The following is a 13,190-nucleotide window of genomic DNA, read 5'->3' as shown; positions in this document are numbered from 1 at the left end:
GGCCGCGCGCCCGCGCGTTCTAGTCCGCTCCGACGACCGCGAAGGGATCGATCAGCCCGCACCGGATGCAGCAGTAGACGAGTTCCACGTCCGAGCTGACGCCGAGCTTCGATTTGATGGCGTAGTGATAGTTCGCGACGGTCTTGGGCGAGAGGCTGAGATCGGCCGCGATCGCGTCCGTGTGCCGTGCGTCGAGGATCATCCGCAGGATCTCGAATTCCCGAGGCGACAGCTGGTCGATCGGCGACGTCTCCTCCGCCAGCCGGCTCGCGGCCAGCAGGTGCGAGATCTCCGCGCACAGGGTCAGCTTGTTGGCGAACACGCTTCGCACCGCTTCGATGAGGAGATCCGAAGCGCTGCTCTTGGTAATGTAGCCGCGGGCGCCGGCGCGTATGGCCTGGAGCGCGTAGCTCACCGCGGCATGCACGCTGAAGACGAGGATGCGGGCGCTCGGATCCACCTGCCGGATCTGCCGGATGGCGTCGATCCCACCGCGGCCGGGCATGCTGATGTCCATTATGACGACGTCCGGCTCCACCATGCGGTAGGCGCGATAGGCCTCCGCGCCGTCCCCGGCCTCGGCGGCGACCTCCATGTCGGGCTGCCGCTCCAGGAGCCGCCGATAGCCCTCCCGCACGACGGCGTGATCGTCGACGAGCATCACGCGTATGCGCCGTTTGGTCATGACACCTCGTCGCCCGCGAGCGCGGCGTGAAAGCGGACCCGCAAGCGGAACCCGCCGCCCGGGGCCGTTTCCGTCACGATCTGCCCGCCGAGCGCGTGGACGCGATCGCGCATGCCGAGCAGGCCGAGACCGGAATGCGGGCGCTCCAGCGCCTCCACGGGGGCGCCGCTCCCGTCGTCCGTGAGGATCAGCTGGACCTCGGCGCCGCCGTCGGTCTCCGCGACGTTCAGCGCGATCGCGACGGTGCGCGCGGCCGCGTGGCGGACGGCGTTGGTGAGGCCTTCCTGGACGATCCGGTAGATATGGGCCGCCGCGTCGGAGGGCAGGCGATTGGCCTGCGCGTCGGCCGCGAGCGTGACGTGGATCCGGCCCCCGGCGCGCTGCGCCTGGGCGGCGATCAGACTCCGGAGCGCGACCCGCAGCCCGAGATCGTCGATCTCGGGCGGCCTGAGTGCGGCGAGGGTGCTCCGGAGCGCGCGCACGGCGTCCGACGCCATGGTGGCGAGTTCGGCACTCTCGGCCACGACCGAAGGCGACGAGGAGCGCGCGCCCTCCTGGATCGACCGGGCGAGAAGGCTCAACGCCGTCAGACGCTGCGCGACGTCGTCGTGCAGTTCGAGCGACAGCCACCGCCGCTCCTGCTCCTGGGCATCGATCAGCCGGCGCGCGAGCTCGGCACGTTCCCGCGTGGCGACTTGGAGATGGCTGGCGAGCTGATTGAAGACCGTCGCGATGCGTCGGAGCTCGCGCAGGCGGAGGCTGGGCAGACGCCACGCGAGGTCGCCCTTCGCGACGCGATCGATACCGATCAGGATCTCGTTGGCGGGACGCAGCGCGTGCGCCACCGCGCCGTAGACCAGCACGCACAGGACGACGGTCATGGCCGCGAGAGCGCCGGACACCTGCTTCAGCACGATCCACGCCGACCCGACGACCGCGTCGGGATCGAAGTCCGCTTCGACGATCCCGATCCGCGACCCCTGATGCTCGAGCGGCAGGCTGACGGTGGATCCGGCGAAGAAGAGGAACCGGTAGAGCGTCGCGAACCAGTCGGGTGCGGCGCGCGCGTGCGCCTCGACGCCCAAGCAGCTCGACCGTGTCGGACCGGCCTCCGCCGGGATCAGCTGCACGCACTGGCCCGGTTGCAGAGCGTACCGGGTGATGATCTCCCAATCCGGGAAGCGTTGGGGAATGTCGGCTGCCCGCTCGATTCGCAGGAGCTGGAGGCGGAGCTGCTTATGCACCTCATCGGCCGTCTCGGCGTTCCGCTGTCGGGTCTTCGCCGCGACGTCGTGCATCGCGTAGGCGGCCGCTCCGGCAGCGCAGAGGATCGCGATCAGCGCGATGCGTCCGACGAGGGCCCATTTGAGATCCAGCTCGCGCGCGTCCCAGACGGCCAGGACCTGCTTGAGCCTGAAGGGTGTCACCCGTGTTCTCCCGAAAGGCCGAGAGTACGCGAGCGCGCGACCGTCTTGGAAGGGTCTCCGGCAAGGTCGTGCGATTTGCCCGGGTCGGTACGGGCGTTCTGCCGTAGCGGGTCCGAAGGCGCGCGGTCTAACAGGACGGACCCTGTCGCGAGCGCCGCCGACGGTAGAGTGGGCTCGGCGTCAGCGGACAGGTTCGATCCGGGCTCGCCCCAGCGCCGATCTGGAGATTGTCGATGCGTTTGCGCCAGAGCTGCTGTCTCGTCCTCTTCCTCGCATGCCTCGCGCCGGACGCGCGCGCGGGCGAGATGGTCATGGTCACCGGTGACGAAGCCGTCCAGTGGCGCGCCGCGCCGCCCTCCCTCCCGAAGGGCAGCGAGATCAGCATCATCGCCGGCGATCCGGACAAGCCCGGACCGTTCACGCTCAGGCTCCGGTTCCCGCCGAACTACGTCATCGCTCCGCACACGCACGCGACCGACGAGAGCGTGACCTTGCTGTCCGGCACACTCGTCCACGACATGGGGAAGACGATCGACGCGAGCCGGGGTCAGTCTCTCCGGCCGGGTGCCTTCCTGTATCTGCCGGCCGAGATGCCCCACGCGCTGTGGACGACGCGCGACCCGGCCGTGATCCAGGTCTCGGGAACAGGGCCCTTCGGGCTCGACTACATCAATCCCTCCGACGATCCGAGGAAGACGCGCTCGGACAAGTGATCGTCCACGGGGGTACGATCCGCGCGCGACAGTCGCTCCGACCCGCCGCAGACGCTCTCGAGAGGCCTGATCGCGCGCGGCGCGCCGATATGGCGACGCCGCCGGTCATCGAGGCGAACGACCTGTCCCACCCGGCCGACGTGACGGCGAACGCGGCCCGCGCCGACCTCTGCCGCGCCCGCGGCAGCGCGCGGGCGTTCCGCCCGTCCGGCGCGGCGAGGGCGGACTGAATCCGTGCTGCCGCGGTCACCGACCGGCTCCAGGGCTGCACCGCCCGAGCGGGCCGCGACGTTCGGACGGTCTTCGACGCCTCGATCCTGCCCCGCGCGGCCGCCGGCGACAGCCAGGCGCCGTGCGGGGTGATCGGCGGACGGGCCACCGGCATGCTGGAGCGGGCGCGCGGCCTGTAACAATCGTCGCCGCCGTGAGCACGCCCGCGGGCGGAGCCCATGATCTTCCTCCGCTCTCGCAGTGTAAGCCTTGCTAATCGGCCCTCGACACGCGCATAAGCCCCAGCTCGACGGCCGGAGAGATGCAGTCGTGAGCACGCCGCACACGCTCGTTCGGTTTCTGAAGGCCAACGCGTTCTTCGCTGAGCTTGGTCCGGAGGCGATCGAGACCATTGCCGGGCTCTGCACGACGCGCAGCCTCGCGCGACACGAGATCCTCTTCCAGAAGGGCGATCCGGGCGATGCCCTCTACGCCGTGCGGCGCGGGCAGATCCGGATCGGGGCCGGCTCCGACGACGGGCGCGCGGTCACCCTCAACCTGCTCGGGCCGGGCGACGTCTTCGGCGAGATCGCCTTCCTCGACGGCCATCCACGGACCGCCGAGGCCGTGGCGCTCGAGCCGGCCGACCTGTTCGTCGTCGAGGGGCGGGCCTTCCTCAAACTGCTCCACGGCGATCCCGCCCTGGCGGTCCGGATCATCGGCCTGCTGTGCCAGCGCCTGCGCTGGATGAGCGCGCGCATGGAGGAGGCGACGCTGCTGCCGCTCGACATGCGCCTCGCCCGGCGCCTGATCATGCTGTCGGAGGATTACGGCGCCGAGATCCAGGTGACGCAGCAGGAACTCGCGGCCTTCGTCGGCGCGGCGCGGGAGAGCGTGAACCGCGTCCTGCAGGACTGGCAGAGATCGGGCCTCATCGATCTCGGCCGCGCGCGCGTCACCGTGCGGGCCTCACACCGGCTCGTCGCGCTGGGCGCGCGGGCGCAGACATGATCGGGGCGACAGGGCTTCACCGCATGAGAACGACAGCGCGCCTGGCGGCCACGGCCGCCCTCACCATCGCGGCGTCGAGCGCCGCAGCGCAGACGCGATGTACGGAGACGACGCGCTTCGATCCGCCCTTGCGGATCCTGCACTGCGCCGACGGCCTGACGCTCGAAACCGAGCGCGCGGGCAGCCTGCGCCCTGTGGGACCCGACGGTGACGGACATCTCAAGGGCGCCGAGATCGGCGGCAACGCGGTCTTCGTCACCATCCCGGCGAGCCGCCGCGTCCGCCGCGACGGCTTCCAGATCCTCACCCCCCACGCGGTGGCCTCGGTGCGGGGCACGGTCTACGCCGTCGACGTGACGCGGGCGCGCACCTCCGTCTTCGTGGCCCAGGGACGGGTCGACGTCGCCCGGCGCACCGACCCGCAGGTCGCCGTCACGCTCGGGCCGGGCGAGGGGGTCGACGTCGATGACGGCCGCGACCCTCTGGAGGTCCGGCGCTGGCCCCAGGAGCGCGTCAGGAGTCTGCTCGAGCGGTTCGGGCGTTGAGCGAGGCCGGTCGGCCGGCGGCTCCGACGCCCGACCGGACCTTCCGGCTGGCGCGGCGCGTCTTCCTGCTCGCCGCGTCGCTCGGCGCGCTCGCCTGGGGCGCCTGGCTCGGCCATCTCCATCTCACCGGGCGCGCGACGCCCCTCGATCGTTTGGAATCCGCCCTCACGGACCTGCGCCTGCGGCTCGCCGGCCCGCGCACGCCGCCCGCCAACCTCACCGTGGTGGCGGTCGACGACGCGACGGTGCGGCGCGAAGGCGGCTTCCCGGTCTCGCGGACCACGATGGCGCGGATCGTCGAGCGGGTGGCGGAGGCCCGCCCGCGCGTGATCGCCGTCGACGTGCTCTTCCTCGAGGCGGGGCGGCAGCCGGAGGCGGACAGCGCGCTCGCCGTCGCCCTCGGGAAGACCACAGCGATCCTGGCTTCGGCTGCGGTCTTCGACGGGAGCGCCAGCGAGGACGGCATCCCGTTCGCCACCGCGCTCCACCGGCCGTCGCCGAAGCTCGGCGAAGACGTCGCGTCCGGTGTCGTCAACGTCGCCGAGGACGCGTCCGGCGTACCCCGCCATCTCCCCCTGGTCGTGCGCACGGCCGACGGCGTCGCCGCGTCCTTCGTGCTGCGCGCGGCCGCCCTGGCGGCGCGCAACGACCCCGTGCTCAGCAAGGGGCGCGTCCAGATCGGCGACCGCGCCCTGTCGCTGGACCTCGGCTACCACCTTCCGCTGCGCCCCTACGGTCCGCGACGCACGATCGCGACGGTGAGCGCGGCCGCCCTCCTCGACGGGACGGCGCCGGCCGCGGCGCTCTCGGACGGCATCGTCGTGATCGGCGTCACCGCGCTCGGCGGCGGCGACACCTTCGCCACCGCGTTCGATCCCGTCTTGCCCGGCGTCGAACTCCTCGCTACCGGCATCGCCCACCTCACCACGGGGGACGCCCTCGTCCGGGACGCCGGCGTGCGGCAGCGAGACGCCGCGGCCTCGGTCCTCCTGGCGGTCGGGTCCGCGCTCGCCATCGCGGTGCTGCCGCCGGGCCCGGGCCTGATCCTGGTCCTGCTCGCGACGGCAGGATGGCTCGCCGCGGGCGCCGTCGCGTTCGCCCACGGCATCTGGCTGAGCGCCGCCCTGCCGCTCGCGGCCGTGGGACTGCCGGCGCTGGTCTGCGCGGTCGGCCGCCAGACGCTCGAGCGCCGCCAGAGCGCGCGCGTGGCGCGGTCCGAGCAGGTGCTGCGGCGGATGCAGCCTGCCGCCCTGGCCGAGCGGCTCGCGCGCGACCCGGGTTACCTCGCCGAGCCGATCGCGCGCGACATCCCCGTGCTGTTCGTCGACCTCACCGGCTTCACGCGCCGGAGCGAGCAGCTCGGCCCGGCGCGGACGCGGGCGATGCTCAAGACGTTCCACGATCTCGTCGACGAAGCGGTGACCCTGCGCGGGGGCGTCGTGGTGAACTTCATGGGCGACGGCGCCATGATCCTGTTCGGCGCCCTCGATCCGGACCCGGACCAGGCGGCGCACGCCGTCCAGGCCGCGGAGGAACTCATCGTCCGCACGCGCGCCTGGATCGCGGACAGCCCGGTCCTGCACGGATCCGGGCCGGCCCTCGATCTGCGCATCGGCGCGCATTACGGGCCGGTGATCCTCTCGCGCCTCGGCAGCGACACCAACCAGCACATCACCGCGACGGGCGACACGGTCAACGTGGCGAGCCGCCTGCTGGCGGTCGCGGCGGACGCCCACGCTCGCCTGGCACTCAGCGCCGAGCTGGCGCAGGCGGCCGGGCTCGAGCGGTCGGAGGGAGGATTCGAGAGCCGGACCGCGGCGATCCGCGGCCGCAGCCAGCCCCTTGAGGTCTGGCTGCGCCACCCGCGCGCGACGACGTCCTAGCCGCTCCCCCGAGCGCGTCGCTGACCGGCCGGAGGATCACACTGAAACTGTGACCCGGGTCACAGTCCACCCCGGGCTCTCCGGTGCATCGTCCCCGTATCGCAACGGGAGACATCTCATGACGATCACCTCGACGAAGACCGCGATCCTGTCCTGTCTCGCCCTCGCCGCCCTGGCGACCGTGCCCGGACGAGCCGAAGCGCGCGGCTTCGGGCAAGGAAGCTTCGGGCACCATGGCGGCTTCCATCACGGCTTCCACCACGGGGGCTTCCATCACGGCTTCCATCACCGCTTCGGCGGCCATGGCTGGTGGAGCCCGGCGGGCGGATACGCCGCGGGCGGCTTTTTCGGCGACTGTCGCCTGTTCTTCAGCCCGGTGTGGGGCCGCTACGAGCGGGCCTGCCGATGAACCGTCACGCCGTGGGAGCAGCGGCCAAGCCGATCGGCAGGCGACGGGATGACGACGCGCATCCGGCCGCCCCGGGACGGCCGGACACCTTCGGACCGCTGCTCCGATGATCGCGCCAGTCGGGACTCCGGAGGAGCATCGCTTATGCATCATCACGGCCTGCGCATTCTGCTCGTCGACGATGACGCGGAGGTTCAGCGTGTCGTCTCCGGATACCTCGACGGGCACGGGGTCGACGTCGTCCCGGCGTCGACGCGGGCCGAGGCGCGCGGAGAGCTCGCGGATCCGTCGCAGTTCAACCTCGTGGTGCTCAATCTTCGCCCGGGCGCGGAGAACGGCCTCGACCTGCTGCGGGACCTGCGCGCGGTGAGCGATGTTCCCGTCATCCTGACGACGGCCCATCGCTGCGAGGAGTTCGACCGCGTGCTCGGCCTCGAACTCGGCGCCGACGACTACATCGTCAAACCCTACGGCCTGCGCGAATTCCTGGCGCGCGTGCGCGTCGTCCTCCGCCGCGTCGCGGCGCAGGCCTCGTCCCGTCCGGCGGAGGCGCCGTGCCGGCGCTTCGACGGCTGGGTCCTGAACCGCCGACGCCGGCGTCTGATCAATCCCGACGGAAAAGAGGTCGTCCTGGGCAAGCGCGACTACGCGCTCCTGGCGGCGTTCCTCGACGCACCTCAGCGTCCGCTCACGCGCGAGTACCTGCTCCAGGTCACCCGCGTCCACGACGACGTCTTCGATCGCTGCATCGACGTGCAGATCCTGCGGCTGCGCCGGAAGATCGAGCGCAGGCCCAGCGACCCGAAGCTCATCGTGACCGAGCGCGGGGTCGGCTACGTCTTCGCCGCCGCGGTCGAGAGCACGTCCCACTAGGGCCGTCGCGAGCGGCGACCCCGGTGGAGACAGGGGTGCACGGCCCGCGCCCCCCTGTGAGCGACGAGCCGCGAAGGCGCGCGTCAGCCCTTCACCAGCTTGCACGTGCTCTCGGAGAGCGGCTGGAACGCCTGGTCGCCCGGGATCGTCTTCAGGATCTTGTAGAAGTCCCAGGGCCCCGTCGATTCCGCCGGGGACTTCACCTGGGCGAGGTACATGTCGTGGACCATGCGGCCGTCCGGGCGCAGCGTGGCGTTGCGGGCGAAGAAGTCTTGGATCGGCAGCTCGCGCATCTTGGCCATCACCTTCAGGCCGTCATCCGTGCCGGCGGCTTCGGCCGCCTTCAGGAAGTGGAGAACCGCCGAGTAGTCGCCGGCCTGGACCATGGTCGGCATCCGGCCGCCCATCCGCTCGCCGAAGCGCCGCGCGAAGGCGCGCGTCTGGTCGTCCATGTCCCAGTAGAAGCCCGTCGTCAGGATCATGCCCTGCGCCGCCGGCAATCCGACGGAGTAGATGTCGGTCAGGAAGATGTTGAGCCCGCCCAGCCTCTGGCCACCCTGCAGGATGCCGAACTCGCTTGCCTGCTTGATGGTGTTGATCGTGTCGGCACCGGCGTTGGCCATGCCGATGATCTTCGCGCCCGACGCTTGTGCCTGCAGCAGGTAGGATGAGAAATCCGGATTGGGGAACGGGTGCTTGACCGACCCGAGCACCGTGCCGCCCTTGGCCTTCACGACCCGGGTGACCTGCGCCTCCAGATCGTGCCCGAAGGTGTAGTCGGCCGTGATGAAGAACCACGTGTTCTTCGGATCGTCCGCCAGCGCCGCGGCGGTGCCGGCCGCGAGCGAGTGGGTATCCCACGACCAGTGGGCGCCGGTCGGCGAGCACGCGGCGTTGGTCAGTGCCATGGAGCCGGCGCCGGAGTTGATGTCGATCTTGCCCTTGCTGCGCGCGACCTCGCGCACCGCCAGCCCGGCGACCGAGGAATTGGTGTCGAAGATGGCGTCGACGCCCTCGGTATCGAACCACCGGCGCGCGATCGACGAGGCGATGTCCGCCTTGTTCTGGTGATCGGCGAAGACGAGCTCGACCTTCCGACCGTTGATCGGACGTCCGAAATCCTCGACCGCGAGCTGCGCGGCCGTCACCGAGCCGCGGCCGGCCAGATCCGAGTATCCGCCGGACATGTCGGTCAGGATGCCGATCTTGATGCCGCCATCCGCGTACTGCGCGGAGGCGGGCAGGGCGGTGAGGGCAGCGGCGCCGAACGCGGCGGCCGCCACCCAAGGACGACGGATCATTGTTTCCTCCCAATCTCTTGTTCTTCAGCGGCTGCCCCGTACCGGAAGGCCGCCTGTCCTTCGAAACCGCGTTCCCTCGGTCTCAGAGATAGCTGCGGCCGTCCAGGTAGGCCTTGCGCCAGCGCCGGATCTCGACGCGCTCGAAGAGCCCGACCTTGTAGAACGGGTCCGCGTGGATGAGCGCCTCGGCCTCCGCGCGGGTCTCGACGTCGACGACGTAGAGGCCGCCGCCGGCGTCGCTCCCGTCGTCGTTCAGCTTCGCGCCGCAGGCCAGGAGCCGGTCCTTGATCCGGTCGAGGTAGACGAGATGCTCCGCGCGGTTCGCCCTGCGGACGTCCAGGCTCCCGGCCTTGTCGAAGGTCTCGATCATGTAAGGCATGGCGGTGGTCCGGTCAGTTGGCCGCGATCGCGGAGGGATGCTGCGCCAGCGGCGTCACGCTGATCGCCATATACGGGTAGAGCGGCAGCGAACTCAGGACTTCGTGAAGTTCATCGTTTCCCGCCACGTCGAAGACACTGTAATTGGCGTACTGCCCGGCGATGCGCCAGAGATGCCGCCATCGGCCATCTTGCTGGAGCTTCTGGGCGTAGGCCTTCTCCTCGGCCTTCAGGCGAGCCGCCTCCTCCTTCGGGAGGGACGCCGGAATGTTGACCTGCATGTGGACCATGTAGAGCATGACGTCGAACCTCTGCCGCCGGTCGTGCCGGGGCGTTTGACCTGCGGTCTGCTGCGTCGCGAAGCGCCGGACGACGCCGAGACGCGGCCGAGACCGGCGCGGGGCTGCCGTACGCGCCGCGGCGCCCGATGGCCAGACCGGATCAGGCATCGGCAAGGATCAGGTCGGCGGCCTTCTCGGCGATCATGAACACCGCGGCCTGCGTGTTGCCGGAGACGATGCGCGGCATGATCGAGGCGTCGGCCACCCGAAGGCCGGCCACGCCGCGCACGCGCAGGCTGGGATCCGTCACCGAATCCGGATCGTCGCCCATGCGGCACGTGCCGCAGATGTGGTAGATCGTCTGGCCGTCGCGGCGCGCGAAATCGAGCCAGTCCGCGTCGGTCCGGCAGTCCGGACCGGGGTTGAGCTCGGCCCCGCGGAAGCGCTCCATCGGCGCCTGCGCGACGATGGCGCGGGCGATCTTCATGCCCTCGACCATCGCCCGGCGATCCTCCGCGGTGGCGAGGAAGTTCGGGCGGATGGCGGGCGGCGCGAGCGGGTCGGGCGACGCGGCGTGGATCGTCCCGCGCGATTCCGGTCGCAACTGCGTGACGCCGATCGTCATGCCGGGCAGGCGGTCGAGCTTGCGCTCGGCGGCGTTGGCGTAGCTCGCGTGCATGAAGAAGTACTGCACGTCGGGCCCGTCGAGCCCCGGCCGGGTGCGCACGAAGCCGTGGGCGAGACCGGTCCCCAGCGCCAGGATGCCCTGCCGCGTCGCGAGGTAGCGCGCCGCCGCGAGGCCGAGGCGCAGGCCGCGGGTCTGCTCGTTCAGCGTCACCGGCAGGCGCACGCGCCAGTTCATGCGCGTGCAGTAATGGTCCATGTAGTTGGCGCCGACGCCGGGGAGGGCGCGCCGCACGGCGACGCCGAGCCCTCCGAGGATCGCCGGATCGCCGAGGCCGGACAGTTCCAGGATCTGCGGGGTCTGGGCCGCACCCGCGGCGAGGATCACTTCCCCGCGGAAGCGGAAGAGCCGCTCGCGGCCGCCGACCAGAGCGGCGACGCCGCTCGCCCGACCCGCGTCGAAGGTCAGCCGCAGGACGTGCGCGTCGGTCACGACGGCGAGGTTCGGGCGGGCCAGGGCCGGCCGCAGATAGGCATCGGCGGCGCTGACCCGCCGGCCGCGCCGCTGGTTCACTTGGTAGTAGCCGAAGCCGTCCTGGCTCTCCGCGTTGTAGTCGGGATTGCGCGGGTAGCCTGCCGCCTGCGCGGCGGCGATGAAGGCCTCCGCGATCGCAGGACGTTCGGCCACTTCCGTCAGCGGCAGCGGACCGCCGCGGGCGCGCAACGGTTCGCGGCCGCCCTCGTAATCCTCGAGCCTGCGGAAATAGGGGAGCACGTCCGAGAATCCCCAGCCGCGGCACCCGGCCTGCGCCCAGGCATCGTAATCCTGCGGCTGTCCGCGCACGTAGATCATGCCGTTGATCAGCGTCGACCCGCCGAGGCCCTTGCCCCGCGGGACCGCGATCACCCGGCCGCCGGTCGCCGCCTCGGGCTCGGTCCGGAACCGCCAGTTGTAGGATGGGTGCTGGAGCAGGCGGCTGAAGCCCGCCGGGATCGCGACCCAGGGGCTGCGCGCCCGTCCCCCCGCCTCGAGGAGCAGGACCCGGTGCGTCCCGGACTCGGTCAGGCGGTTGGCCAGGACGCAGCCCGCGGTGCCGCCGCCCACGATCACGTAGTCGAACGCGCCGGCCGCGACGGCGTCGATGTCGGTCGGTCCCACGGTGCGCCCCAAGCTCAGTCCCCGGTTCCCGCCTCAGAGGGCGCCCATGTGGCGGGCCATCAGGGCGATCTGACACTCCAGCATCGGCAGGCCCTTCTGGACGCGGCAGCCCGCCCTCAGCGCGGCGGCGAGCAGCGGCGTAATCTCCGGATCCATGATCGCCTCGGCGACGAACTGGCCGGCGTGGAGGGCGCCCAGGTCGAAGGGGGCGGCGTCCTGCGGGCGCATCCCGAGCGACGTGCCGTTGACGAGGAGATCGTGCTCCGCCTGGACGCCTTCGGCCGCGACCGCCAGCCCGGGATAGGCGGCGCGCAGGCGCTCCGCCAGCGCTTGGGCGCGGTCGGCGGTGCGGTTCAGGATCGTCAGGCGGGCGACACCGGCCTCGGCGAGCGCGAAGGCGATGGCGCTCGCCGCGCCGCCGGCCCCCGCCAGCGCCGCGCTCCGGCCGCGCGGCTCCAGGCCCGAGGCGCGCAGCGCCTCGACGAAGCCGATCCCGTCGAGCATCGTGCCGACCATGCGCCCGTCCGCCTCCCGCCGGACGCAGTTGACCGCCCCGATCTGCTCGGCCTCCCGGGTGAGGGCGTCGCACAGGCCGGTCATCGCGGTCTTGTGCGGGACCGTGGCGATGAAGCCGCCGAAATTGCGCAGGTGCCGCAGCCCGTCCATCACGGCGGCGAGGCCGTCCGCCGTCACGTGCAGCGGGACGAGGACGCCGTCCACGCCGTGGCGGGCGAAGAGCGCCCCCATCACCTCGGGCGCCTTCACGTGGTAGATCGGGTCCGCCAGGATCCCGTAGACCCGGGTCCGCCCGGTGATCCCGGCCGCGGTGACCGCGCTGCTCATGGCCGTCCTCCCGTCCATCGCCTGTCCGACCGGTCCCGGCTCACGTCATGTAGAGGCCGCCGGCGACGTCGACGGTCTGGCCGGTGACGAAGCTGGCCTCGGCGGAGGTCAGGTAGAGGGCGAGATCCGCGACTTCCTCGGGGGCGCCGAGCCGGCCCATCGGGGTCAGGCGCACCTGCTCGTCGTTGACGGCGCGGCCCACCGCCCGGACCATCGGGGTCTCGATCCGCCCCGGCGCGATCGCGTTGACGCGGATGCCGAACGGGCCGAGCTCGGCCGCGAGGTGCTTGGTGAGCCCGATCAGGCCGGCCTTCGAGGCCGCGTAGTGGCAGGCGACGATCGGGGAGTGGGTCTTGGCCGCCACCGACGACATGTTGACGATCCAGCCGCGCCCGGCCGGGCACATCGCGGGCGCCAGCGCGCGGACGGTGTTGAACGCCCCCGTCAGGTTGACCGCGACGACGCGGCTCCACTCCGCCGGGTCCATCTCCCAGACCCGGTGGGCCGCCCCGTCGTGCTTGGGCGAGATGCCGGCGTTGTTGACCACCGTGTCGAACGCGCCGCCCATCGCGGCGGCGGCCTCCGACAGGGCCGCCTCGACGGCCGCGTAGTCGGCGACGTCGAGGCGCAGCGGCAGGGCGCGACCGTCTCCGCCCTCGATCGCCGCGACGGTCGCCGCGACGTCGTCCGGGTTCACGTCGGCCACGCCCACCAGGGCGCCCCGCGCGCCGAACCCCTCCGCGATCGCCCGGCCGATCCCGCGGCCGGCCCCCGTGACGAGGACGCGCCGTCCGGCGTGGCTCGCGCGCCGGACGATCGCCTCGGGGTTCGTCTGCCGCTCGGTCATC

At 71.8% G+C, this 13,190-nt stretch carries 15 protein-coding genes; 7 read left to right on the top strand and 8 right to left on the bottom strand.

Annotated features, from left to right (window positions below):
- Positions 1 to 19: 19 nt before the first annotated feature.
- Positions 20 to 685, bottom strand: a complete 666-nt coding sequence (locus C4T42_RS13080) for a response regulator transcription factor (RefSeq protein ID WP_026604713.1) — start codon at positions 683 to 685, stop codon at positions 20 to 22.
- Positions 682 to 2,112 (bottom strand): sensor histidine kinase, encoded by a 1,431-nt coding sequence (locus C4T42_RS13075; RefSeq protein WP_103985201.1) that lies wholly within the window; start codon positions 2,110 to 2,112, stop codon positions 682 to 684. Before C4T42_RS13075 ends, C4T42_RS13080 begins: the two co-directional genes overlap by 4 nt.
- A gap of 233 nt (positions 2,113 to 2,345) precedes the next feature.
- Between C4T42_RS13075 and C4T42_RS13070 the strand changes: the two genes are divergently transcribed.
- From C4T42_RS13070 to C4T42_RS13040, 7 genes are all read left to right on the top strand, one after another.
- Positions 2,346 to 2,825, top strand: coding sequence for a cupin domain-containing protein (locus C4T42_RS13070; protein WP_042675771.1), 480 nt, complete (start codon positions 2,346 to 2,348; stop codon positions 2,823 to 2,825).
- 89 nt (positions 2,826 to 2,914) lie between these two features.
- Positions 2,915 to 3,055 carry a hypothetical protein gene (locus C4T42_RS31945; RefSeq protein WP_020091684.1) on the top strand — a complete coding sequence of 47 codons (141 nt, stop codon included), beginning with the start codon at positions 2,915 to 2,917 and terminating at the stop codon, positions 3,053 to 3,055.
- Between the two features lie 310 nt (positions 3,056 to 3,365).
- On the top strand, positions 3,366 to 4,046 hold the full coding sequence (locus C4T42_RS13060; RefSeq protein ID WP_020091685.1) for a Crp/Fnr family transcriptional regulator: 681 nt from the start codon (positions 3,366 to 3,368) through the stop codon (positions 4,044 to 4,046).
- Positions 4,047 to 4,069: 23 nt separating this feature from the next.
- Entirely contained in the window at positions 4,070 to 4,591 is a 522-nt protein-coding gene (locus tag C4T42_RS13055) for a FecR domain-containing protein (RefSeq protein WP_020091686.1), read from the top strand.
- Positions 4,588 to 6,474: an adenylate/guanylate cyclase domain-containing protein gene (locus C4T42_RS13050; protein ID WP_020091687.1), complete on the top strand. Its 1,887-nt coding sequence runs from the start codon at positions 4,588 to 4,590 to the stop codon at positions 6,472 to 6,474. The genes C4T42_RS13055 and C4T42_RS13050 overlap by 4 nt, the downstream gene beginning before the upstream one ends.
- 118 nt (positions 6,475 to 6,592) lie before the next feature.
- A complete protein-coding gene (locus tag C4T42_RS13045; protein WP_020091688.1) occupies positions 6,593 to 6,883 on the top strand; it encodes a hypothetical protein in 291 nt (96 codons plus the stop codon).
- Positions 6,884 to 7,027: 144 nt separating this feature from the next.
- On the top strand, positions 7,028 to 7,756 hold the full coding sequence (locus C4T42_RS13040) for a winged helix-turn-helix domain-containing protein (RefSeq protein WP_020091689.1): 729 nt from the start codon (positions 7,028 to 7,030) through the stop codon (positions 7,754 to 7,756).
- 83 nt (positions 7,757 to 7,839) lie between these two features.
- On the opposite strand, the gene C4T42_RS13035 is transcribed toward C4T42_RS13040, so the two are convergent.
- The 6 genes from C4T42_RS13035 to fabG form a co-directional block, all read right to left on the bottom strand.
- Complete coding sequence (locus C4T42_RS13035) at positions 7,840 to 9,057, bottom strand: ABC transporter substrate-binding protein (protein WP_042675772.1); 1,218 nt, start codon at positions 9,055 to 9,057, stop codon at positions 7,840 to 7,842.
- Between the two features lie 82 nt (positions 9,058 to 9,139).
- Complete coding sequence (locus C4T42_RS13030; protein ID WP_020091691.1) at positions 9,140 to 9,436, bottom strand: YciI family protein; 297 nt, start codon at positions 9,434 to 9,436, stop codon at positions 9,140 to 9,142.
- Between the two features lie 13 nt (positions 9,437 to 9,449).
- Complete coding sequence (gene catC, locus C4T42_RS13025; protein ID WP_020091692.1) at positions 9,450 to 9,734, bottom strand: muconolactone Delta-isomerase; 285 nt, start codon at positions 9,732 to 9,734, stop codon at positions 9,450 to 9,452.
- A gap of 142 nt (positions 9,735 to 9,876) precedes the next feature.
- Positions 9,877 to 11,511 carry a GMC family oxidoreductase N-terminal domain-containing protein gene (locus tag C4T42_RS13020; protein WP_103985199.1) on the bottom strand — a complete coding sequence of 545 codons (1,635 nt, stop codon included), beginning with the start codon at positions 11,509 to 11,511 and terminating at the stop codon, positions 9,877 to 9,879.
- Between the two features lie 21 nt (positions 11,512 to 11,532).
- Entirely contained in the window at positions 11,533 to 12,342 is an 810-nt protein-coding gene (locus C4T42_RS13015) for a shikimate dehydrogenase (protein WP_026604716.1), read from the bottom strand.
- 40 nt (positions 12,343 to 12,382) lie between these two features.
- The gene (gene fabG / locus C4T42_RS13010) at positions 12,383 to 13,189 is read right to left on the bottom strand and encodes a 3-oxoacyl-ACP reductase FabG (RefSeq protein WP_020091695.1); all 807 of its coding nucleotides are present in this window, start codon (positions 13,187 to 13,189) and stop codon (positions 12,383 to 12,385) included.
- Position 13,190 lies beyond the last annotated feature (1 nt).

The sequence above is a fragment of the Methylobacterium sp. 190mf genome, assembly GCF_900107945.1.
Lineage (GTDB): Bacteria > Pseudomonadota > Alphaproteobacteria > Rhizobiales > Beijerinckiaceae > Methylobacterium.
Note: the sequence above shows the minus strand (reverse complement) of the source record. Positions and strands in the feature narration are given on the sequence as shown.